The organism is Pseudomonas sp. NPDC098747, from assembly GCF_044760045.1.
Classification (GTDB): Bacteria; Pseudomonadota; Gammaproteobacteria; order Pseudomonadales; family Pseudomonadaceae; genus Aquipseudomonas.
In genome coordinates this window covers 190,619-212,725 of the sequence record NZ_JBIWAL010000001.1, presented here as the reverse complement: position 1 = coordinate 212,725, position 22,107 = coordinate 190,619, and the positions used below count along the sequence as shown (strand labels likewise).

The 22,107-nt window shown below is 59.9% G+C and carries 23 protein-coding genes; 10 read left to right on the top strand and 13 right to left on the bottom strand.

Going from position 1 to position 22,107, the window contains the following annotated elements; translation table 11 throughout:
- Nucleotides 1-34: 34 nt before the first annotated feature.
- From ACIQVE_RS00975 to ACIQVE_RS00965, 3 genes are all read right to left on the bottom strand, one after another.
- Nucleotides 35-1,630: a GMC family oxidoreductase N-terminal domain-containing protein gene (locus ACIQVE_RS00975; protein ID WP_402803642.1), complete on the bottom strand. Its 1,596-nt coding sequence runs from the start codon at nt 1,628-1,630 to the stop codon at nt 35-37.
- Nucleotides 1,631-1,721: 91 nt separating this feature from the next.
- On the bottom strand, nt 1,722-2,267 hold the full coding sequence (locus ACIQVE_RS00970) for a twin-arginine translocation pathway signal protein (RefSeq protein ID WP_402803641.1): 546 nt from the start codon (nt 2,265-2,267) through the stop codon (nt 1,722-1,724).
- Nucleotides 2,268-2,299: 32 nt separating this feature from the next.
- The gene (locus ACIQVE_RS00965; protein ID WP_402803639.1) at nt 2,300-3,730 is read right to left on the bottom strand and encodes a coniferyl aldehyde dehydrogenase; all 1,431 of its coding nucleotides are present in this window, start codon (nt 3,728-3,730) and stop codon (nt 2,300-2,302) included.
- A gap of 145 nt (nt 3,731-3,875) precedes the next feature.
- Between ACIQVE_RS00965 and ACIQVE_RS00960 the strand changes: the two genes are divergently transcribed.
- Both ACIQVE_RS00960 and ACIQVE_RS00955 read left to right on the top strand, forming a co-directional pair.
- Nucleotides 3,876-4,547 (top strand): TetR/AcrR family transcriptional regulator, encoded by a 672-nt coding sequence (locus ACIQVE_RS00960; protein WP_402803637.1) that lies wholly within the window; start codon nt 3,876-3,878, stop codon nt 4,545-4,547.
- A 32-nt stretch (nt 4,548-4,579) separates the two neighbouring features.
- Entirely contained in the window at nt 4,580-5,434 is an 855-nt protein-coding gene (locus ACIQVE_RS00955) for a sulfurtransferase (RefSeq protein ID WP_402803635.1), read from the top strand.
- Nucleotides 5,435-5,495: 61 nt separating this feature from the next.
- Here ACIQVE_RS00955 and ACIQVE_RS00950 read toward each other — a convergent pair whose 3' ends face one another.
- The 5 genes from ACIQVE_RS00950 to ACIQVE_RS00930 all read right to left on the bottom strand — a co-directional run bounded on the left by ACIQVE_RS00950 (nt 5,496) and on the right by ACIQVE_RS00930 (nt 11,603).
- On the bottom strand, nt 5,496-6,494 hold the full coding sequence (locus ACIQVE_RS00950) for a hydrolase (RefSeq protein WP_402803697.1): 999 nt from the start codon (nt 6,492-6,494) through the stop codon (nt 5,496-5,498).
- A gap of 263 nt (nt 6,495-6,757) precedes the next feature.
- Nucleotides 6,758-8,008, bottom strand: a complete 1,251-nt coding sequence (locus ACIQVE_RS00945) for a M16 family metallopeptidase (RefSeq protein WP_402803634.1) — start codon at nt 8,006-8,008, stop codon at nt 6,758-6,760.
- A gap of 145 nt (nt 8,009-8,153) precedes the next feature.
- A complete protein-coding gene (gene rsmD, locus ACIQVE_RS00940) occupies nt 8,154-8,765 on the bottom strand; it encodes a 16S rRNA (guanine(966)-N(2))-methyltransferase RsmD (RefSeq protein ID WP_402803632.1) in 612 nt (203 codons plus the stop codon).
- Complete coding sequence (locus ACIQVE_RS00935) at nt 8,765-10,255, bottom strand: M16 family metallopeptidase (RefSeq protein ID WP_402803630.1); 1,491 nt, start codon at nt 10,253-10,255, stop codon at nt 8,765-8,767. Before ACIQVE_RS00935 ends, rsmD begins: the two co-directional genes overlap by 1 nt.
- The gene (locus ACIQVE_RS00930) at nt 10,248-11,603 is read right to left on the bottom strand and encodes a M16 family metallopeptidase (protein ID WP_402803628.1); all 1,356 of its coding nucleotides are present in this window, start codon (nt 11,601-11,603) and stop codon (nt 10,248-10,250) included. Before ACIQVE_RS00930 ends, ACIQVE_RS00935 begins: the two co-directional genes overlap by 8 nt.
- Before the next feature lie 344 nt (nt 11,604-11,947).
- On the opposite strand from ACIQVE_RS00930, the gene ftsY reads away from it, so the two are divergent.
- The 4 genes from ftsY (at nt 11,948) to rpoH (ending at nt 16,130) form a co-directional block, all read left to right on the top strand.
- A complete protein-coding gene (gene ftsY, locus ACIQVE_RS00925) occupies nt 11,948-13,471 on the top strand; it encodes a signal recognition particle-docking protein FtsY (RefSeq protein ID WP_402803626.1) in 1,524 nt (507 codons plus the stop codon).
- The gene (gene ftsE / locus ACIQVE_RS00920) at nt 13,468-14,139 is read left to right on the top strand and encodes a cell division ATP-binding protein FtsE (protein WP_402803625.1); all 672 of its coding nucleotides are present in this window, start codon (nt 13,468-13,470) and stop codon (nt 14,137-14,139) included. Before ftsY ends, ftsE begins: the two co-directional genes overlap by 4 nt.
- On the top strand, nt 14,136-15,161 hold the full coding sequence (gene ftsX / locus ACIQVE_RS00915) for a permease-like cell division protein FtsX (protein WP_402803622.1): 1,026 nt from the start codon (nt 14,136-14,138) through the stop codon (nt 15,159-15,161). The genes ftsE and ftsX overlap by 4 nt, the downstream gene beginning before the upstream one ends.
- A gap of 114 nt (nt 15,162-15,275) precedes the next feature.
- Nucleotides 15,276-16,130, top strand: coding sequence for an RNA polymerase sigma factor RpoH (gene rpoH, locus ACIQVE_RS00910; RefSeq protein WP_402803620.1), 855 nt, complete (start codon nt 15,276-15,278; stop codon nt 16,128-16,130).
- A 196-nt stretch (nt 16,131-16,326) separates the two neighbouring features.
- On the opposite strand, the gene mtgA is transcribed toward rpoH, so the two are convergent.
- Nucleotides 16,327-17,046, bottom strand: a complete 720-nt coding sequence (gene mtgA / locus ACIQVE_RS00905) for a monofunctional biosynthetic peptidoglycan transglycosylase (RefSeq protein ID WP_402803617.1) — start codon at nt 17,044-17,046, stop codon at nt 16,327-16,329.
- 74 nt (nt 17,047-17,120) lie between these two features.
- Here mtgA and ACIQVE_RS00900 point away from each other — a divergent pair, with 74 nt between their 5' ends.
- The 4 genes from ACIQVE_RS00900 (at nt 17,121) to trmB (ending at nt 19,372) form a co-directional block, all read left to right on the top strand.
- Nucleotides 17,121-17,492, top strand: a complete 372-nt coding sequence (locus ACIQVE_RS00900) for a DUF423 domain-containing protein (protein ID WP_402803615.1) — start codon at nt 17,121-17,123, stop codon at nt 17,490-17,492.
- Nucleotides 17,493-17,582: 90 nt separating this feature from the next.
- Nucleotides 17,583-17,783: a sulfur carrier protein ThiS gene (thiS, locus tag ACIQVE_RS00895; RefSeq protein WP_162184594.1), complete on the top strand. Its 201-nt coding sequence runs from the start codon at nt 17,583-17,585 to the stop codon at nt 17,781-17,783.
- Between the two features lie 60 nt (nt 17,784-17,843).
- A complete protein-coding gene (locus ACIQVE_RS00890) occupies nt 17,844-18,638 on the top strand; it encodes a thiazole synthase (protein WP_402803612.1) in 795 nt (264 codons plus the stop codon).
- Nucleotides 18,639-18,646: 8 nt separating this feature from the next.
- Nucleotides 18,647-19,372, top strand: a complete 726-nt coding sequence (trmB, locus tag ACIQVE_RS00885; protein ID WP_402803610.1) for a tRNA (guanosine(46)-N7)-methyltransferase TrmB — start codon at nt 18,647-18,649, stop codon at nt 19,370-19,372.
- Between the two features lie 133 nt (nt 19,373-19,505).
- On the opposite strand, the gene ACIQVE_RS00880 is transcribed toward trmB, so the two are convergent.
- From ACIQVE_RS00880 to ACIQVE_RS00865, 4 genes are read right to left on the bottom strand one after another with little or no spacing between them, the layout of a single operon-like run.
- On the bottom strand, nt 19,506-19,829 hold the full coding sequence (locus tag ACIQVE_RS00880; protein WP_007913629.1) for a DUF3392 domain-containing protein: 324 nt from the start codon (nt 19,827-19,829) through the stop codon (nt 19,506-19,508).
- Nucleotides 19,830-19,864: 35 nt separating this feature from the next.
- A complete protein-coding gene (gene hemW / locus ACIQVE_RS00875) occupies nt 19,865-21,070 on the bottom strand; it encodes a radical SAM family heme chaperone HemW (protein ID WP_402803608.1) in 1,206 nt (401 codons plus the stop codon).
- Nucleotides 21,067-21,663, bottom strand: coding sequence for an RdgB/HAM1 family non-canonical purine NTP pyrophosphatase (gene rdgB / locus ACIQVE_RS00870; protein WP_402803606.1), 597 nt, complete (start codon nt 21,661-21,663; stop codon nt 21,067-21,069). Before rdgB ends, hemW begins: the two co-directional genes overlap by 4 nt.
- Nucleotides 21,660-22,094, bottom strand: a complete 435-nt coding sequence (locus ACIQVE_RS00865; protein WP_402803604.1) for a DUF4426 domain-containing protein — start codon at nt 22,092-22,094, stop codon at nt 21,660-21,662. The genes rdgB and ACIQVE_RS00865 overlap by 4 nt, the downstream gene beginning before the upstream one ends.
- Between the last annotated feature and the right edge of the window lie 13 nt (nt 22,095-22,107).

Genomic DNA, 22,107 nt, shown 5'->3' with positions numbered 1-22,107 from the left:
AAAGCACTATAGACGACAGGAATATTGCGGATTTTCATGGGTTTTTCAGCCGGTCGGCTAGGGAAGTCGCCAATTGAGCGGTCAGACCGTACACCGACAATTGTGGGTTGGCGCCAATGCTGGTGGGGAATAACGAGCCGTCGTGTATCGACAGATTGCTCAACTGATGATGCCGGCCAAGGCTGTCGCTGACCGCGTTTTTCGGATCTTCACCCATCGCGCAGCCGCCCATGACGTGGGCGCTGCCCAGCCGTGTGCGATACAACTCAAGGCTCAAACCATCGATCAGGCTCCGCGCCTCGGCCAGCGTCTTCACGTAACGTGCGTCGGCGTGCATCGGCATCACCGCTTTGGCGCCGCCGGCAAACTGGATCTCGGCCATGTTGTGGAACGCGCGGCGCAAGCCTTCCCAGGTATAAGGCGAAACCTGATAGTCGAGCACCGGCGAGCCATCGCCGCGTAACTCGACATTGCCGCCCGGGCTGTCCGGGTGAAAACCGTCGCGCAATAGCGCCAGCATGGCGTGGGTGTGCGGCAGGTCGGCCATGTGTTGCGCGCTCTCCTGACCAAAACCGCCCAGCAGCGTGGCCGCCAACGCCGGGTGCAGCGGTGGCACTTCCAGTTTGTAGCCCATCGGCCCGGTGGCGCCGTCCTTCCATTGGAAGTGATCGGAGTAGATCGATTGCGGCGCACCGTAAAAAGGGTTGATCACCTCGCCGAAGCGCCCGGCAGACATATTCACCAAGTGCAGAAACGTGCGTTTGCCCACTCGCTGATGCGGGTCCGGCGCGTCGGAGCGCAGCAGCAGCGCGGGGCTGTTGATGCCACCGCCGGCCAACACGTAGTGCCGCGCCTTGACGGTGATTTTGCGCCCCGTCGGCTCGACGCAGCGCTCATCCATGGCCACGCATTGCAGGCCTGTCACCTTGTCACCGCTGATCAGCAGTTTTTCCGCGCGGGCGAGGTACAGCAGTTCGCCGCCCTTTTCCAGGGTGGCCGGAATGGTCGTGACCATCATCGATTGCTTGGCGTTGGTCGGGCAGCCCATGCCGCAGTAGCCGAGGTTCCAGCAACCGCGCACATTTCGCGGAATCACGTGCCAGCTATAGCCGAGTTGTTCGCAGCCCTTGCGGATCACGTCGTTGTTGGGGTTGGGCGGGACCATCCACGGTGCGACGCCGAGGCGCTGCTCCATTTTTTCGAACCATGGCGCCATGTCGGCAGGGCTGTGGCCCTTGACGTTGTGCTCGGTGGCCCAGTGTTCGAGGGTCTGCTGCGGCGTGCGGAAGCTCGATGTCCAGTTAATCAGCGTCGTGCCGCCAACCGCGCGGCCCTGCAGGATGGTGATCGCGCCGTCCTTGCTCATGCGGCCGATGCCTTCCTGATAGAGGCTGCTGTAGGCCTTGTCTTCGAGCATTTTGAAGTCGGAACTGGTTTTCAGCGGGCCTTCTTCGATCAGCAGCACTTTATAGCCGGCGGCGCTGAGGATTTCCGCAGTGGTACCGCCACCGGCGCCGCTGCCGATGATCGCGACATCGGCTTCAAGGGTCAGATCGTCGGTCAGTTGCGCGCCGTTGTAGGTTTTCCAGCCTCGGGCGAGGCCTTCGCGGAAGGGATCGAGTACGGGCATGGGTCAGGCTCTCTTTATTATTTTTTAATGCGATTGTGAGGCGACTGACGCTATCGCGGGCAAGCCCGCTCCCACAGGTTTCGCGTGATGTTCAGACCGTGGGCGGGCCGGGATAACCGCAGTGCGCCCAGGATTCGCCGCGGCTGTACCAAGCCATCAGCACCATCTGCTGCAAAGAGCTGTGGCCCATGCGCAGCAGGTTCAACGAGCTGTTTTCCCAGCGATCAAGAAAGCTGCGCATTGCCTCGGGACTGGCGTTTTCCCAACTGCCCCAGATCCCGGTGAGCGGCCCGCGCGTCACGGTCATGCCCAGCACGTCGAACAGCTGTCGAGTGAGTTTGAGCATTTCCGGCGACAGGTGATCGAGGGCGTAATCCAGCGACTTGAGCGTGCCAGTAACTGCGTCCGGCATCTTCTCTGGGGCCACGGCACCCTCGAGCATCACCGGAATCAGTGCGCGCAGAAACAGCAGGTCGCCGTCGCGCAACGAGATGAAACCGTTGGCTGCGACGCTCGACGAGCAGCCGCTGAGGCTGGCGCCGAGCCCGGCGGTGGCGAGGAATGCCGTGGCGCCGAGGCTGAATTTCAGCAGGCCACGGCGCGACAGTGCAGGTGTATCGGTCAGGTTTAGGTGCATTGTTTTTATTACCCGGCGACGATGACAAATGTTTAGCGAATGAACAGCTTCTGGATCAGTTTCTGAATCGATTTGCCATACGGCGGGTAAATCAGTCGGGCCGCATTGAAGCGCTGTTTAATCAGCACACCTTTGGCTTTGCTGAAGGTGAGGAAGCCTTCGTGACCGTGGTAGTGCCCCATCCCCGAGGCGCCGATGCCGCCGAAGGGCATGTCGTCCTGCGCCACATGCAGCAACGTGTCGTTCAGGCACACGCCGCCGGAATGGGTTTCGTGCAGCACGCGGTTCTGTTCGCGTTTGTCGTAGCCAAAATAGTAAAGAGCCAGAGGTCGAGGCCGCTGATTGATGTAAGCGAATGCCTGCTCCAGATCTCGATACGGCACGATCGGCAGCAGCGGGCCGAAGATTTCGTCCTGCATCACCGTCATCTCGTCGCTGACATTCAACAACACACTGTGCGGCATGCGCCGGCCCTGACCTTGCTCGAACAGCGGAATCAGTAGCGCGCCCTTGCTGGTGGCATCACTGACATAGCCGTTGAGTCGGGCCAATTGGCGTTCGTTGATGATCGCGGTGTAGTCCGGGTTGTCGCTGAGGGTCGGATAAAAACCCTGCACGGCCTGACGATAGGCTTCGACGAAGCCGCCGACCCGGTCCTCCGGCACCAGCACGTAGTCGGGGGCGACGCAGGTCTGCCCGGCGTTGAGGGTTTTGCCGAAGGCGATGCGTTCGGCGGCATCCTTGAGCGGCACGTCACGGGAGACGATGGCCGGGGATTTTCCGCCCAGTTCCAGCGTGACGGGCGTGAGGTTTTCAGCAGCGGCGCGCATTACATGCTTGCCGATGCTGGTGGCGCCGGTGAACAGCAGGTGATCGAAGCGCAAACGGGAAAACGCCACGCCGATGTCAGCTTCGCCAAGCACCACACAGACCAGGTCTTCGGGGAAGATTCGCGCCAGTAGATCCTTGAGCAACAGGCCGGTGGCCGGGGTCGATTCGCTGAGTTTGAGCATCACTCGGTTGCCCGCCGCCAACGCGCCGACCAGTGGGCCGATGGCCAGATACAGCGGGTAATTCCACGGCACGATGACGCCGACCACGCCCAGCGGCTGGTAAACGACTTTCGCCGAGGCGGGCTGGAAAGCCATGCCGACCTTGCGCCGCGAGTCTTTCATCCAGCCCTTGAGGTGGCGGCTGGCGTAGTGAATGCCATGCAGACTCGGCATCAGTTCGGCGAGCAGGGTTTCATCGGCGCTGCGATGGCTGAAGTCGGCACTGATTGCCTCGATCAAGGCCTGACGCTCTTCGCTGAGCAAATCGCGCAACGCCTTGAGCCATTGCTGGCGCTGGGCGGCGGGTGGCATTGGGTTGGCGGCATACGCGGCCCGTTGCGCTTTGAACTGCCGATCAAGCGCTTCCAGTGGCTCTTGTAGCGTTTGCAGGTAGGCAATGTCGGCAGTCATGGTCCGCTCCGGATTATTGTAATGAAGCACTTTTTAGAGTCTATGCTCTATAAAGTCAAATGACTTCCCTGCACAGCAGTGTTTTATCCATTTCCGGTTAGGTCGTAAGATGCCCCTCAACGCAATCTGAATTAAAGCCCAAGCCATGGCCCCACGAATAAAAACCAGCGAGCGAATCGTGCTGAACAGCCTTGAACTGTTCAACCAACAGGGCGAGCGCAGCATCAGCACCAATCACATTGCTGCCCACATGGAGATTTCTCCGGGCAACCTCTACTACCACTTCCCCAACAAGCAGGCGATCATCGCCGTGTTGTTCAGTGAGTACGAGAGCCTTGTCGACAGCTTCCTGCGCCCGCCGCAGGGGCGCGCCGCGACGGTAGAAGACAAGCGCTTCTATCTCAAGGAACTGCTCTCGGCGATGTGGCGCTACCGCTTTCTGCACCGCGACCTCGAGCATCTGCTCGACAGCGATCCGGAGCTGGCCGCGCGCTATCGGCGCTTTTCCCAGCGCTGCGTGATCCAGGGTGGGGCGATCTACGAAGGTTTTGTCGCCGCCGGGATCCTCGACATGGATCGCGTGCAGATCGAATCCCTGACCCTCAACGCCTGGATCATCCTGACGTCTTGGGTACGCTTTCTGTGCACCACCCGGGAAAACTCCAACCACCTCAGCGAGCAGGCCGTTAAGCGTGGCGTCTACCAGGTGCTGGTGCTGGAAGCCGGTTTTGTCACCGAGCAGGCGCGCGAGGAGGTAAATGCACTGTTCGAGGAGTTTTACGTGCCGTTGGCCCAGGCCCTCGAAGATGTGAAGTAAACAGTTTCGTCGAATTCCCACAGGAGCCCGTTATGCCGATTGCGCAACTGATCAGCCCCAATGCACTGGATGCCCGCAAGGAGCAGCCTGGGCTGGTGATTCTCGATTGTCGTTTTGCCCTCGAAGACCCGGACTACGGCCAGCGCAGCTACGCAGAAGGGCACATCGCCGGGGCGAGCTTCGCCGATCTTGAACGTGACCTCAGCGGCATGGTGGTCAAAGGCGTGACCGGGCGTCATCCGTTGCCCGAGCCGGCAGCGCTGGTCGAGCGCCTGCAAGCCTGGGGCATCAATGCCGACAGCGACGTGGTTTTGTATGACGACGGGCCGGGGGCTTACGCGGCGCGAGCGTGGTGGTTGCTCGCGTGGCTGGGCAAGCGCGACGGCGTGTTCATTCTCGACGGCGGGCTCAAGGCCTGGCATGCGGCGGGTTTGCCGCTGAGTCTGGATGCGCCGGCTCTCACGCCTGGTGATTTCGGCGGTCAGCCGGACATGAACCTGTTGCTCAGCGCCGAGCAATTGCAGCAACGTCTCGGTCAGCCCGCGCTGACCCTGATCGATGCGCGAGCCTTGCCGCGGTTCAAGGGCGAAGTCGAACCGATCGACCCGGTTGCCGGACACATTCCCGGCGCGCAATGCGCGGCGTTCACCGACAACCTGGGCACTGACGGGCGATTCCTGCCGGCTGATCAACTCAAACAACGCTTTGCCGCAAAGCTTGGCGAGCGCTCGCCGTCGGAACTGGTCGCCTATTGCGGCTCAGGCGTGACGGCGTGTCACAACCTGTTTGCGCTGTGTCTGGCGGGGTATCCGTTGGGTTCGCTGTATGCGGGATCGTGGAGCGAGTGGATCAACGAGCCTTCGCGCGGTATTGCCACCGGCGAATAAGATCAAAGGATCACCGTCGGCGGTGCGATTTGCCAGAAACGAATCGACTTGCCCTGATCGCTCATGGTGTCAGGCGCGCCAACCACTGCGGGATACGCCGTTCAAGGTAGTAATCCGGTCGGCGAAGCGTGCCATCGACAAAACCTACGTGGCCACCCTTGGGCTGCAATTCGAATTGCGTGCAGGCAGACAACTCTTCAGCGCTCGGTAAGCTATGAGGGAAGACGAAAGGATCATCCGCCGCCTGGATAATTAACGTCGGCGTACGAATCTCGCCGAGAAAGTAGCGGCTCGATGCACGGCGGTAGTAATCGTGTGCATCGGTAAATCCGTGCAGCGGCGCCGTTACCCGGCCATCAAAATCCCAGAACGTGCGCATGTTTTCCAGTGAGCCGAGCGCAGCCAACTCCGCGAGCCTGTCCTCGCGGCCATCGTGCTGAAACTGCCGTTGCTTGTTCTTGATGTAGCCGACCATCTCACGCATGAAATGCGCTTGATAAACCTTGGAAAAGCCTTGGCCGATACGGTCGGCGCACTGATCGAGGCGAAACGGAACCGACACCGCCACGGCGCCGAGTACGCCGCTGGTGCTGCCCGTCTCCCCAAGATGCTTGAGCAGCACGTTGCCGCCGAGGGAGTAGCCCACCGCAAACAGCGGCGCCAGCGGCCGCTTGGCACGCAGGTGCCTGATGGCCTCGGCGAGGTCTTCACTGGCACCTGAGTGATAGCTGCGCGATAGCAGATTCGGCTCGCCTGAACAGCCACGCCAGTTCAGCGCGACACTCGCCCACCCTTGAGCCCCCAACACTTTTTGCAGGCCGGCTACATAAGGCGAATTGGACGAACCGGTCAGGCCGTGCAACACCAGCACCAATGGCGCATCGGCGCTGTGCGGGCCGTGCCAGTCGAGATCGAGGAAGTCGCCGTCTTCAAGCCACAAACGTTCACGTTCGCGGTCTATGTGGGTGGTTTTGCGCCAGAGTGGTCCCCACAAGGTTTGCAAGTGCGGGTTGCCGAGGCCGAAGGCTGGCGTAAAGCGGGGGCTTGATGTTGGGTTCAGTGACGGCACGGCAACTCTCGACAGGTCTTGCGCAAAGCGGCGGGCGTATCAGGCGCTGACGCTTTCAATGAAAGAACCTAACTTGCCACAAAGCCTGTTTCGACGCGACATCACCCTGAGGTTTACCAAGCACCACCGATCAGCAGACCGGTGGCGCTTCACTGTTTCGTTTACTGCTTGAACGTCAGGCACTGCGTTGCTTGACGCTATTACTGAGCGGTTTAAAAAAACCGAACCGCTACAGTCGAAGACTGTTTTAAACGTTACTTCGGTTTTGTTCCGATCGGCAATGCACAAACGATAGTGATATTTTCGCGGGTGAGGTAGGCGTTGGCTGCAACATGAACGTCCTCAGGGGTGATGCTGCGCAACAGCCCGACTTTATCGTCAAGCAACTGCAAAGGCTGACCTGATCCAAACAAATAGGAGAGCGCATCTGCCTGGTGCTCAAGTGAGCTGTTCCAGACTTGAGGCAACGAACAGGCTTTGTTGACGGCGGAGTCGATCTCTTCAGGAGAGAAAGGGGAACGCTTCACTTCATCGAGAAACTTCCAGAAGTTCTCTTCGGCTTCCTGCGGGTCGCCGTGGATATAAAATGCAAGGCCGAGAATTGTATTGCCTTGATTGTCTCCCATGAACCTCGGTACAACTCCACCCCGCTTTTCCTGGAGTGCGGCCAAACGTGGGAGGGAATCTCCTTCAAGCAAGGAGCCTAATACTTCCAGTTCATAAGCCAGCGGTGTGTTGAATATGAATATCATCATGGAGTACTCGGGGTGTTGAGTATCCAGGTACTGCGTTATCCGGCGATAGCCGGGCGCTGCCGGAACCTGCACTTGAGATCTGAACGAAGGTTCACCTCGGGGGATATCTGCGAAGTGGCGTTCGACCAAGCGCCGGGTTTCTTCAATTCCAATATCGCCAGTGATTGCCAGCAGTGCGTTGTCGGGGCAATGCCGACTCCGTCGCAAGCTCCGTATGCAATCTGGAGACAGTCGTTCAAGGTTGGCCGAAACTGCCTGATGGGATCTGTAGTACCTGCTGCCTGCGTACACCAGGGATTCAATTTCTGGGCTGTACCATATCGGTGATAAGAAAAAGGATTCTTTCTTGTTCTTGTCTCTCGTTATATTCAGAGCATTGTGCAGCGGTTCGTCCGGCAGCTCAGTTGTCATCAGCTTCGACTGGAGCTTGAGCGCGCCTTCCAGGTGCTCTGTGGGCACCAGTAACGAGTCAGTCAGTTGGCCCGCGCCAGGAGAATCGCCGTAACGGAACCGAGTGCCTCCGCTTTCTGTGATGAAGGCCTCGTAATCGTTGTTCAGATATCGCACTCCACGCAGTAGCACGTCACCCGCTCCGAACTCTTCAGGGCGCTCGTCACCACGGCTGGCAAAAGTCAGTGTTAGTGCAACTTGAGGTGTTCGGTGATCTTCTCGCACTACAACTTTCAAGCCATTATCGAGCGTGAATTCATGAAGCGGGTTAACGGTGTATTCGAGGGTAGATGTATTCATCTAAGTTTCATCCATGATGTTTATGCGACTAATTTCGCTTGCACAAGATGGATGAAACAGAGGCCTCTCGCTATTGCTGAACTATTGCAACTTAATTAAATGCCGAGTTGGAGGCTCGGGCAGTCAAGTTGTCTGCCCAAGTATTTTAAGCGATGGTTTCAGCCAGACGATGCCACAACGCGTAGTACACGCGACCGGATTTCTGCTCGCGATGAAGACGCCAGTTTTGCGGCAGGCCGAGGGTCGATGGTGCGCTTTCGCTTTCGGTGTAAATCCAAGCGTCATCGGCCAGCCACTGGCGCTCTTCGAGCAACGTGCACACGGCGGGAAGCAGGTTTTGATTGAACGGCGGGTCGAGGAACACCAGGTCGTACGCGGTGGCAGTCTGGGTCTCCAGATAGCGCAGGGCGTCGGCGGTTTGTACCTGGCCGTTGGTGCAGCGCAGAGTGCCGAGGTGTTCCTTGAGGCTGGAGACCGCGATGTTGCTGGCGTCCAACGCCTGGCCCATGGCGGCGCCTCGGGACAGTGCCTCAAGAAACAGCGCGCCGCTGCCGGCGAACGGATCGAACACTTTGGCCCCGGCCACATACGGCGCGAGCCAGTTGAACAGCGTCTCACGCACGCGGTCCGGCGTCGGGCGCAGGCCCGGCGCGTCAGGGAAGCTCAGCTTGCGGCTGCCCCATTCACCACCAATGATGCGCAGTTGATTCACGCCGTTGTGCACGTTGTGAACAGGTTTTTTGGGACGAGTAGCCATTAATGCTCCGGAACCCCGAGCGGTTGCTCGGCAGGTTTATCAGATGGGGCCGGTAACGGCTTTTGCGGCACGGTCGGGCCAGCGGTGACGATGACCATTTTGTCCGTGCTCAAGTGTTTGTTCAGGGCTTCGCGGACCTGATCGACGGTCAGGCTCTGGGACTGACGCATGAAGTCATCCAGATAGCTCAGCGGCAAATTATAGAACCCCATCGCACCGAGCTGGCCAACAATGTCGGCGTTGCTCGCGGTGGACAGCGGGAAGCTGCCGGCCAATTCGCGTTTGGCGTCGTCGAGTTCTTTCTGGGTCGGGCCGGTTTTCAGGTAGTCGGCGAGCACATCCTGCACGAGTTTCAGGGTGCCTTCGCTCATTTCGGCGCGGGTCTGCAAGTTGATCAGGAACGGGCCGCGGACCTGCATCGGGCTGAACCCGGAGTACACGCCATAGGCCAGCCCGCGTTTCTCGCGAACTTCGCTCATCAATCGAGTGCCGAAACCACCGCCGCCGAGGATCTGGTTACCCATCGACAATGCCGCGTAGTCCGGGTCATCACGGTCGATGCCCAACTGCGCGAGCATCAGGTTGGTCTGCTTCGATGGGAATTCGATGTGACCGACGCTGGCTTGCGGTTCCCGCGGCTGGGCGATCTTCGCCATTGCCGGGCCTTTGGGCAGGGCAGCGGAGACCTGATTGGCAATTGCCTCGGCATCAGCGCGGGACAAGTCACCGACCAGTGCGATCACCACGTTGCCAGCGGCGTAGGCCTTGGCGTGGAACTCACGCAGTTGCGCGAGGGTGATCTTCGGTACGCTCTGCTCGTTGCCGTCGCTCGAATGTGCGTATGGATGATCGCCATACAGGCGCTTCATCAGCTCCAGGCTGGCGAGTTTGCCGGGGTTCTGTTTCTGGTATTCGAAGCCGGCGAGCATCTGATTCTTGATGCGCGCGAACGAGTCAGCCGGGAAGGTCGGTTTGCCGACGACTTCCGCGAACAGTTTCAACGCCGGCTCGCGCTGGTCAGCGGCGCTCAGGCTGCGCAGCGAAGCCAGTGCCATGTCCTTGAAAGCGCCGTTGCCGAAATCCGCGCCGAGGCCTTCGAAACCTTGGGCGATGGCACCGACGTCCTTGCCGGCCACGCCTTCATTGAGCATCGCGTTGGTCAGCACCGCCAGACCCGGCGCGTTGCCGTCCTGGCTGCTGCCGGCGGAGAAGATCAGGCGCATGTCGAACATCGGCAGCTCGTGGGCTTCGACGAACAGCACCTTGGCGCCTTCGGCGGTGTTCCAGGTCTGCACGTCGAGTTTGCGGCTTGCCGGGGCCTTGCCGTCGAGTTCGGCCAGCGATTGCAGCTTCTGTGCGGACTTGGCGTTGTCCAATGCTTCGCTCGCCTTGCTGTCATCGCTTGGCGACAGATAGAAAGCAGCGGCGCCGATCACTGCGACCGCGATCAAACCAAGCAACAACAGGCGTGGGGTTTTGCGCTCACTCATGAGTCGTCTCCAGTGGCAGTACGTGGGCGACGCTGAGACGTTCGCGGGTGAAATACAGCTTGGCGGCGTTCTGGATGTCTTGCGGGGTGACGCTTTCCAGATCGGCCAATTCGGTGTCCATCAGTTTCCACGACAGGCCGACGGTCTCAAGCTGACCGATGGCCGTGGCCTGGCTGGTGATCGAGTCACGCTCGTAGACCAGGCCGGCAATCACTTGCGCACGCACGCGCTCCAGTTCTTCGGCAGACGGCGCGGTTGTTTTCAGCTGATCCAGCAGCTTCCACAGACCAGCCTCGGCTTGCGCCATGGTCTTTTTCTTCTGGGTGTTCGGCGTGGCCGACAGGGTGAACAGGCTGTCGCCACGAGTGTAGGCGTCGTAGCTCGACGAGCCCCCAGACACCAGCTCTTCGCCGCGCTCCAATTGGGTTGGGATGCGTCCGCTATAACCGCCGTCGAGCAACGCCGAAATCAGACGCAGCGCGTTGACCGAACGTTTGTCCTCGGCAGTGGCGATACTCGGCACGTTGAAACCGAGCATCAGGCTAGGCAGTTGCGTCTGCACATGCAGCGTGATCTTGCGCTCGCCGGGTTCGGCCAGTTCCAGCGGTTGTTTCGCCGGTGGCACGTCGCGTTTGGCGATCGGCCCGAAGTAGCGTTGGGCGAGGGTTTTCACTTCGTCCGGAGTGACGTCGCCGACGACCACCAAAGTGGCGTTGTTCGGCACATACCAGGACTGATACCAGTGGCGCAGCTCTTCGACCTTCATCCGGTCGAGGTCAGCCATCCAGCCGATGGTCGGCGTGTGATAACCGCTGGCTGGGTAAGCCATCGCCTTGTAACGCTCGAAGGCCTTGGCCATCGGCTTGTCATCGGTGCGCAGGCGGCGCTCTTCCTTGATGACTTCGATTTCCTTGGCGAACTCGTCGGCCGGCAGGCGCAGATTGGCCATGCGATCAGCTTCCAGTTCGAAGGCCACACCCAGACGGTCGCGCGCCAGCACTTGGTAGTAAGCGGTGAAGTCATCGCTGGTGAAGGCGTTCTCTTCGGCGCCGAGGTCGCGCAGGATCAGCGAGGCTTCGCCGGGGCCGACTTTTTCGCTGCCCTTGAACATCATGTGCTCAAGCGCGTGGGACAGGCCGGTCTGGCCCGGGGTTTCGTAGCTGGAACCGACCTTGTACCAGACCTGCGACACCACCACCGGTGCGCGATGGTCTTCGCGCACGACGACCTTCAAGCCGTTGTCGAGGGTGAATTCGTGGGTCGGTTGCGGGTCGGCCGCCAGGGCCGAAAGAGGCAGGCAGACTGTGCTGAACAGCAGGCCTGCAGCGCGGCGGGCTAGAGCATTCATTCGTTTTTTAACCTGTTGAGCTGCCCGCTTGGTCTTAGCGTCGGCGGGCGAGAGGGTGCTAGGATACTGGTCCGTTTTACTGGCGACCACGCCTATCAGGTTTTAAGACTTGATCAGGCTGTATGGGTATGTGACAGAAAGCTGCGGTTTATCGACTAAACTGCGCTTTTTCGCCGATGTTGCCGGTTTAGTCCTTCGTTAATACGATTCTTTGAGGTGCCGCTGGTGCCTCGACAAAATGTTGCGCGTGAACAAGCTGGGTGAAACACAGTCTGTTCTGCATCGAATATTTATTTGCCGGGGCGCCCTTATGGCGCGTCGCTACCGTGAGATAGCCGTCCTCCATGTTTGGTTCCAACGACGACAAGAAGACCCCAGCTGCGGCTGGCGAGAAGAAAAGCCTGTTCGGATGGCTGCGTAAAAAACCGCAGGAACCCGTTGTCGAACAGCCGCCCGCGATTCCTGAACCGGTCCCTGCGCCTGCTCCTGTAATAGAAGAAGAGCCTGCGCCGATCGTTCTGCCGATTGCCGAGCCGGTGCTGCAACCGGTGGCCGAGCCTGAGCCTGAAGCACCAGTAGTTGCCGAGCTGCCGCTGACTCCGGTGGTTGAGCCGTGGCTGACTTTGCCTGTTGCGGAAGAACCGGTTGCGTTGGTTGAAGAGCAGGCGCCGCACGTGACGCCGCCGATTCCTGCGCCCGTTATGTTAACCCCTGAGCCTGTTTCGGCGCCGGTGGTTCAACCTGTGGTTGCCGTCGCGCCAGCCATCGCCGAGCCTGAAGTGGTTGCTCCGGTTGCTCCGGTTGCTCCGGTTGCTCCGGTTATCGAAGAAGCCGAGCCTGCACCTGCACCTGCACCGGTCGTCGTCGCCGAGCCAGTTGTTGCAGTTGAAGCAGCAGTCGAACCCGCTGCCGAAGCGCCACGTACCGAAGAAACCAAAGCCGGTTTCTTCGCCCGCCTCAAGCAAGGCCTGTCGAAAACCAGCGCCAGCATTGGCGAGGGCATGGCCAGCCTGTTCCTCGGCCGCAAAACCATCGATGACGAGCTGCTCGACGACCTCGAAACCCGTCTGCTGACCGCCGATGTTGGCGTCGAAGCCACCACCCAGATCATCCAGCGTCTGACCCAGAAGGTCGCTCGCAAGGAACTTGCCGACGCCGATGCGTTGTACAAATCCCTGCAGGCCGAACTGGCAGCGATGCTCAAACCGGTCGAGCAGCCGCTGAAAATCGTTTCGCAGAACAAGCCGTTCGTGATCCTTGTGGTCGGCGTCAACGGTGCCGGCAAGACCACTACCATCGGCAAACTGGCGAAGAAACTGCAACTGGAAGGCAAGAAAGTCATGCTGGCCGCCGGTGACACCTTCCGTGCTGCTGCGGTGGAGCAATTGCAGGTGTGGGGCGAGCGCAACAAGATCCCGGTGATCGCTCAGCACACCGGTGCCGACTCCGCTTCGGTGATCTTCGACGCCGTACAAGCCGCCAAGGCGCGTGGTATCGACGTGCTGATCGCCGATACCGCCGGTCGTCTGCACACCAAAGACAACCTGATGGAAGAACTGAAAAAGGTTCGCCGCGTGATCAGCAAGCTCGACGCCGACGCGCCGCACGAAGTGCTGTTGGTACTCGACGCCGGTACCGGCCAGAACGCCATCAACCAGGCCAAGCAATTCAACCAGACCGTCGAACTGACCGGACTGGCGCTGACCAAACTCGACGGCACCGCCAAGGGTGGGGTGATCTTTGCCCTGGCCAAACAGTTCGGTCTGCCGATTCGCTACATCGGCGTCGGTGAAGGCATCGACGATTTGCGTACCTTTGAAGCCGAACCCTTTGTCCAGGCACTCTTTGCCGAGCGGGAGCGTTCATGATTCGTTTCGAACAGGTCGGTAAACGCTACCCGAACGGTCACGTCGGCTTGCATGAGCTGAGCTTTCGAGTCCGTCGTGGCGAGTTCTTGTTTGTGACCGGCCACTCCGGTGCCGGTAAATCCACGCTATTGCGCCTGTTGCTGGCGATGGAGCGTCCGACCAGCGGCAAGCTGCTGCTCGCCGGGCAAGATCTGAGCACTATCAGCAACGCGCAGATTCCGTTCCTGCGCCGGCAGATCGGTGTGGTGTTCCAGAATCACCAACTGCTGTTCGATCGCACGGTGTTCAACAACATCGCGCTGCCGTTGCAGATTCTTGGGCTGTCCAAGGCCGAGATCGCCAAGCGCGTCGATTCGGCGCTGGAGCGCGTGGCGCTGTCGGATAAAACCGATCTGTACCCGGGCGACTTGTCCACCGGTCAGCAACAGCGCGTCGGCATCGCCCGCGCCATCGTCCACCGTCCGGCCCTGCTGCTGGCGGACGAACCGACCGGTAACCTCGACCCGCGTCTGGCGGCCGAAATCATGGGCGTGTTTGAAGACATCAACCGTTTGGGCACCAGCGTACTGATCGCCAGTCACGACCTGGCGCTGATCGCGCGCATGCGTCACCGCATGCTGACCCTGCAACGCGGCCGATTGATCGGCGACGGGGAGGCCGGGGTATGAGTGCCACTCGCAGTCCTAAGGTTTCCGAGCGCGTGGCCCCGAAGGCCGCCGATCCGCAGCCGCCAAAAAAGAAAAAACACGACGATGACGACGGCCCGGACTTCGCCACGCTGTTCCGCGCCTGGGTCGAAAGCCATCGCGCCAGCCTGCTCGACAGCCTGCGTCGTCTCGGCAAGCAGCCTATCGGCAGCTTTTTCACCTGCATGGTGATGGCGGTGGCGCTAAGTCTGCCAATGGGTCTTTCGCTGTTGCTCAATAACGTCGAGCGTCTCGGCGGTTCGTGGCAGCGTGCGGCGCAGATCTCGCTGTATCTGCAACTCGACGCCAGCCCGGAGCAGGGCGAGTCGTTGCGCGAACAGATCAAAGGCATGCCCGGCGTCGCTGATGCTGAATATGTCGGCCGCGATCAGGCGCTGGAAGAGTTTCAGCAGCAGTCCGGGCTGGGCGAAGCCCTGCGCGAACTGCCGGAAAACCCGCTGCCGGGCGTTGTGTTGGTGACGCCGAACGAGGTCGACAAGACCACGCTGGAAGCATTAAGACAAAAACTTTCCGAGCTGCCCAAGGTACAACAGGCACAACTTGATCTAGTCTGGGTCGAGCGTCTGGCCGCCATCCTCAAGCTCGGCGATCGTTTTGTCTTCGGTCTGACAGTGCTGCTGGTTTCTGCATTACTTTTGGTGATAGGCAATACCATTCGTCTTCATATTGAAAACCGCCGCACAGAGATAGAAGTGATTAAACTCGTCGGCGGCACTGACAGCTATGTGCGACGTCCCTTCCTTTACATGGGCGCGTTGTATGGCTTCGGTGCGGGGCTGTTGTCCTGGGGAGTATTGGCGTTCGGCCTGAACTGGCTGAACGACGCGGTGGTTGGATTGGCCGGCTTGTACGGCAGTGATTTCGCGCTGGCCGGAGTGCCAGTTGCCGATGGTCTGTCGCTCTTGCTTGGCGCGGTGCTGTTGGGTTATATCGGTGCATGGATTGCAGTCGCACGTCATCTCAGGGAGCTGGCGCCGAAGTAGAATCTTTTTTGCGCGTGATTGACCTTACGGTTTTTTGGGAACTTGCACTTGAGTTCCCGGTCAATTTTTCGCAGTGCTGAGAAGCACGAGTATGTAAGTCGGAGGTTTTTTCGTATGACCAATTCTTTGCAACCTGCGTACGCGTTGGTTCCAGGCGCAAACCTGGAAGCCTATGTGCACACCGTGAACAGCATTCCATTGCTGACGCCGGAGCAGGAGCGTGAACTGGCCGAGAGTCTCTATTATGAGCAGGATTTGGGGGCGGCTCGGCAGATGGTGCTCGCCCACCTGCGTTTTGTCGTACACATTGCCCGTAGCTATAGCGGCTACGGTCTGGCTCAGGCTGACCTGATCCAGGAAGGTAACGTCGGCCTGATGAAGGCCGTAAAGCGCTTTAACCCGGAAATGGGTGTGCGTTTGGTGTCGTTTGCAGTGCACTGGATCAAGGCGGAAATTCACGAGTTCATCCTGCGCAACTGGCGCATTGTGAAAGTCGCGACCACCAAGGCCCAGCGCAAGCTGTTCTTCAATCTGCGCAGCCAGAAGAAGCGTCTGGCGTGGCTGAACAACGAGGAAGTCCACCGTGTGGCGGAAAGCCTCGGCGTCGAGCCGCGGGAAGTGCGCGAGATGGAGAGTCGCCTGACCGGCCATGACATGGCTTTCGACCCGGCTGCGGAAGCGGATGACGACAGTGCATTCCAGTCGCCGTCCAACTATCTGGAAGACCACCGGTACGACCCGGCGCGTCAACTGGAAGATGCCGACTGGAGCGACAACTCCAACAACAACCTGCACGAAGCACTGGAAGTGCTGGACGAACGCAGCCGCGACATCCTCTACCAGCGCTGGCTGGCAGAAGAGAAAGCCACGCTGCACGACCTGGCGCAGAAGTACAACGTGTCGGCCGAGCGAATCCGTCAGCTCGAAAAGAGCGCGATGAACAAGCTCAAGTTGTCGATTGCTGCCTAACCGGCGCCTCGGCAACAAAAAACGCCCCGATCAGCGATGATTGGGGCGTTTTTTTGCGCGTATTTCAGGCCTGCGTTGATCCCTGTGGGAGCTGGCTTGCCAGCGATAGCGTCGTGTCAGTTAATGTTGCAGCTAGCTGAGCCACCGCCATCGCGGGCAAGCCCGGCTCCCACAGGGATCTTCAGTGTCTGAAAGACTACTGCCACGGTGCCCGCCGCGAATCATTAAGCCCCGCCAGATAACTCGTTCCACCCAGCTGACTCATCTGCTGTCGAATCCACCCGGCCCGGCGCGCTACGTAGCCAGTCGGATGGCTCGCACTCCACACCCGCGGATTGGGCAACACCGCCGCCAGATAACTCGCCTGTTGTCGGGACAACGACTTCGCGCTCACGCCAAAGTGATGCCGGGCCGCTGCTTCCGCGCCGAACACCCCGTCATCCCACTCGACACTGTTCAGATACACCTCAAGAATCCGCTGCTTGGGCCACAACACCTCGATCAGCGCGGTAAACCAAGCCTCCAGGCCTTTACGCAGATAGCTGCGCCCGGCCCACAGAAACAGGTTTTTCGACACCTGCTGGCTCAACGTACTGGCACCGCGAATCGAGCCGCCGAGCTCGTTATGCGCCAACGCTGCCTGGATTGCGCTGAAATCAAAGCCCCAATGCTCGGGAAACTTCTGATCTTCACCAGCCATGACCGCCACCTTGAGATCGTCGGAGATCTCGTCCCACGGCTTCCAGGTGCGTTGCAGGTCGATCGGCTCGCCATCGATCCAGGATTCGACCTTGCGCTCGACCATCAGCGCGGTGCCTGGCGGCGGTACAAAGCGAAATACCAGCACCAGCAATACGCTGCCGCCCGCGAACCAGAGCAGGGCCTTCGTGAGACGACGGAAAATTAAACGCAGCATAGAGATGGCTTGGCCGAACCCGTGGAGCGGGCCATTATACAGACCCTGCCGATCGAGTCTGACTGGAGTTCCCAATGCTGCGTGGCTTTTTGATGCTGGCCGCTTTTTTGGGTTTCACGGGTGTCGCGCTGGGTGCGTTTGCCGCCCACGGCCTGAAAAGCCGTCTGACACCGGAATATCTGACGATTTTCCACACCGGCGTCACCTATCAACTGGTGCACACCTTGGCGCTGTTCGGCGTAGCGTTGCTGGCCGTGCACCTCCCCGGTCGATTGGTCACCTGGGCAGGCGCTTCATTCACTCTCGGCATCCTGCTGTTTTCCGGCAGTCTTTACCTGCTGACCACCACTGGCATCAGCAAGCTCGGCATCATCACACCGTTCGGTGGTCTGGCATTCCTGGTCGGTTGGCTTTGCCTGGGCCTCGCCGCCTGGCGCCTGAACTGACCGGGCAGTCCATTTCACGATGAATGGCTTGGGTCGCTCTGTCTGATCGGGCTAGAATGCCAGCCCCTAAAAATGATGGCGGCATTGCGCATGCGCATTCAGTTGAACGGTGAATCCCTTGAACTGCCCGACGGTGAAACCGTTGCGGCCCTGCTGACCCGTCTGGATCTGACCGGACGCCGGGTGGCGGTCGAGCTCAATCTGGATATCGTCCCGCGCAGCCAGCATGCCGACACCGCGCTCAACGACGGCGATAACGTTGAAGTGGTTCACGCCATCGGCGGCGGCTAGTCGCGCAGTCCACAAGGGCACAGAATTCTGCAAGACCCTCACCCCTAAAGAGGATTCCCCATGAGCATCGTTCGTAGCGACAAGCCTTTTGTTCTGGCCGGTCGTACTTACCAGTCGCGTTTGCTGGTCGGTACCGGAAAGTACCGTGACATGGACGAAACCCGCCAGGCCATCGAAGCCTCGGGTGCCGAGATCGTCACCTTCGCCGTGCGCCGCACCAACCTGGGTCAGATCGAAGGCGAACCGAACCTGCTCGACGTGTTGTCGCCGGATCGCTACACCTTCCTGCCGAACACTGCTGGCTGCTACGACGCCCTCGAAGCCGTGCGCACTTGCCGTCTGGCCCGTGAGCTGCTCGATGGCCACAATCTGGTCAAGCTGGAAGTACTGGCTGACCAGAAAACCCTGTTCCCCAACGTGATCGAAACCCTCAAGGCCGCCGAAACGCTGGTCAAGGAAGGTTTCGACGTGATGGTTTACACCAGTGATGACCCGATCATCGCCCGTCAGCTGGCGGAAATCGGCTGCATCGCCGTCATGCCACTGGCCGGTCTGATCGGCTCGGGCCTGGGTATCTGCAATCCGTACAACCTGCAGATCATCCTCGAAGAAGCCAAAATTCCGGTATTGGTGGACGCGGGTGTCGGTACCGCTTCCGATGCCACCATCGCCATGGAACTGGGCTGTGACGCCGTACTGATGAACTCGGCCATTGCCCACGCTGGCCAGCCAGTGATGATGGCCCAAGCCATGCAACACGCGATCGTCGCGGGCCGTCTGGCCTACCTCGCCGGCCGCATGCCGAAAAAACTCTATGCCAGCGCCTCTTCGCCGCTGGATGGTCTGATCAAGTAAGAGCCAAGATGACTGAATCGAACGACACGCCTATCCAGCCGGAAGAGGGCGACGAGCGCCAACACCGCCGCATCAAGAGTTTCGTGATGCGCGCCGGGCGCATGACTGAAGGCCAGCAGAAAGGTCTGGATCAAGGCACGCCACTGTTCGTGCTGCCGTTGGCCGATGCGCCGGTGGATTACGATCAGGTTTTCGGCCGCTCGGCACCGCGCTCGCTGGAAATCGGTTTCGGCATGGGCCATTCGCTACTGGAAATGGCCGCTGCTGCACCGGATCAGGATTTCATCGGTGTAGAAGTTCACCGTCCGGGTGTCGGCGCGCTGCTCAACGGCGTACTGACGCAAGGCCTGACCAACCTGCGGGTTTACGATTGCGACGCGATCGAAGTGCTCAACCGCTGCATCGCCGACAACAGCCTCGATCGCTTGATGCTGTTCTTCCCGGATCCGTGGCACAAGAGCCGTCACCACAAGCGTCGTATCGTTCAGGCGTCGTTCGCTGAACTGGTGCGCAGCAAGTTGAAGGTCGGCGGCATTCTGCACATGGCCACCGACTGGGAACCGTACGCCGAATACATGCTGGAAGTCATGAGCGTCGCCCCGGGTTACCGTAACCTCGCCGAAGACGGCAAGTGCGTACCCCGCCCGGCCGAACGCCCGATCACCAAGTTCGAACGCCGCGGCGAACGTCTTGGGCATGGCGTGTGGGATCTGAAGTTCGAAAAACTTTCCTGATTCCAAGCTGTAGATGAACCTGTGGGAGCGAGCTTGCTCGCGAAAGCGGTTGGTCATTCAACAATGATGTTGACTGATGCGACGCCTTCGCGAGCAAGCTCGCTCCCACAGTAGTTTTGTAAAGCGACTTAAATCAGCGGCGGTCAGCGACTACGCCGATCAGCACCAGCACCACCAACAACACCGGCGCCAGGCTGTAGTTGTTGAACTGGCTCAAGCCTTTGATCACCCACGGCGTGGCGTAGATCAGCGCGGCACCGCTGCCGATTACGCACAGCAGGGCCATCAATGGCACGCGCAGTGCGCCGGCGATGCTGCCCAGGCGTTGCTCGACCCAACCTTTGAAGTCGGCGCCGAACAGCACTAGCAGGCAGCCGACCAGTGCCAGGGCGATTTCCGAGAGGTTGCTGCGGCTCCAGCGGGACACGGTGGCGAGCAGGTCGAGTATCAAATCCATGGGTTTTTCCTTAGGGCTGCCGTTTGGGGTTGGGCTCAGCTCAAAAATTTCTGCAGCAAGTCGTTGAGAAACAGTTGTCCGCGCTCGGTGGCCGCTAGACGTGACGGTTCGACCTGCAACAGACCGCTTTGTTCTGCGTCGCGGCGGGCCTCAGCGAGACTCTCCAGCGACAGGCCGGTACGTTCCGGATACAGACGCGATTCGACCCCGTCTGTCAGGCGCAAGGCGTTCATCAGGAAGTCGAACGGCAGCTCATCATTGGTCAGGGCTTTCTCGCCAGCCTGAAAGCTTTTATCCGGGTTGAGATAGTCCTTCGGCAAACGCGTCTTCCAGGTACGCACGATGCGCCCGTCCGGGTGGCTGAGCTTGCCGTGCGCGCCGGCGCCGATGCCGATGAAGTCGCCGAAACTCCAGTAATTGAGGTTATGCCGGGCCGGGCGACCGGTTTGCGCATAGGCCGAGACTTCGTATTGCGCGTAACCGTGTTCGGCCAGCAGCGCTTGCCCGGCTTCTTGAATGTCCCACAGCGTGTCGTCTTCCGGCAGCACCGGTGGCTGGTTCCAGAACACCGTGTTCGGCTCCAGCGTCAGTTGATACCAGGAAATATGCGTCGGATTCAGTTCGATGGCCTGGCGCAGATCGCTCAAGGCATCGTCAAGCGACTGATTGGGCAGGCCGTGCATCAAGTCGAGGTTGAAGTTATCGAACCCGGCCTGACGGGCCATGCCAGCCGCACGCACGGCTTCGTCGCCGTTATGAATACGGCCGAGGGCCTTGAGTTTTTCCTGCTGGAAGCTCTGGATACCTATCGACAGGCGATTGATCCCCAGCTTGCGATACGCGACGAACTTCTCTTGCTCGAAGGTACCGGGGTTGGCTTCCAAAGTTATTTCGATGTCGTGAGCAAACGGAATGCGCTGCTCGACGCCTTCCAGCAAACGCCCAAGCGCCTCGGCGCTGAACAGGCTCGGCGTACCACCACCGAAGAAAATCGAGCTGATCTCACGACCGTAGACCGCGTGCAGATCCTGATCGAGATCGGCCAGCAACGCGTCGACGTACTCCTGCTCCGGCAGCACCGGGCTGGCGGTGTGCGAGTTGAAATCGCAATACGGGCATTTGCGCACACACCACGGGATGTGGATGTATAGCGACAGGGGCGGTAGCGTCGGCAACGGCGCCCGAGGCGAAGAAGCGGCGCCGCCGATAATCAGCGACGACGCAGAAGAATCACGGGTCATTTCAAGCCCAGACGCTGGCGCAGCAGATCCATTGCGCGGGCGCGGTGGCTGATCTGGTTCTTGTCGGCAGGCGTCAGTTCGGCACTGGAGCAATCGCGCTCCGGCACCCAGAACAACGGGTCGTAACCAAAGCCGTGTTCGCCGCTGGCAGCCGTCAGTATGCGCCCGTGCCACAGGCCTTCGCAGAGGATCGGCAATGGATCGTCGGCGTGACGCACCAGCGCCAATACACAAACGAACTGCGCGCCGCGCTCGGCTTCCGGCACGTCCTTCAGCGCATCGAGCAGTTTGGCGTTGTTCGCCGCATCGCCCTTGCCGTCGGCGTAGCGCGCCGAATAGATGCCCGGCGCACCGCCGAGGAAATCCACCGCCAGACCGGAGTCGTCGGCCAGCGCCGGCAGCCCGGAAATGCGTGCGGCATTGCGCGCCTTGAGGATCGCGTTCTCGACGAACGACAGACCGGTTTCTTCAGGCTCCACGTTGCTCCACTCACCGATCGAGCGCAGTTGCGCCGAGTCGCCGATCATGGCCTGGAGTTCCTTGAGTTTGCCGGCGTTGTGGCTGGCCAGTACGAGCTGTGTGAGGTTCATCATTCGCCGGGGAAAAGTTCTTGGTTGAAATTGATGGTGTTGATCTTGTCGCCGTTCTGCACCTTGATTTCAAAAGTGCGGACTTCCTGCTGCTGCACCGGGTACTGAGCGATGTAGTAGATCGCGCCCTGCTCGGTGACCTGGCGGAAATTCAGCGGCACGCTCTGGCTGGTCAGATCTTTGACCGTGCCGGTGACATTGGCAACCAGTGGTTTGCCGTCCTTGATCACCGACACATTGATCACGCCTTGGTTCTTGCTGCGGATCAGCTCGGCAGCCTTGGCGATGTCAGGCGTCAGAAACGTGGAATTGAAGGTGTTGTAATGCACGGTGACATCACCAAACACTTCCTTGCGCTCGCCCTTGATCGCGTCGGCGGCGACTGCCGAAAAGCTCAGGCATGCCGCCAACAGCGTGCCAATCAAACGTCCCATGATCGTTCTCCTC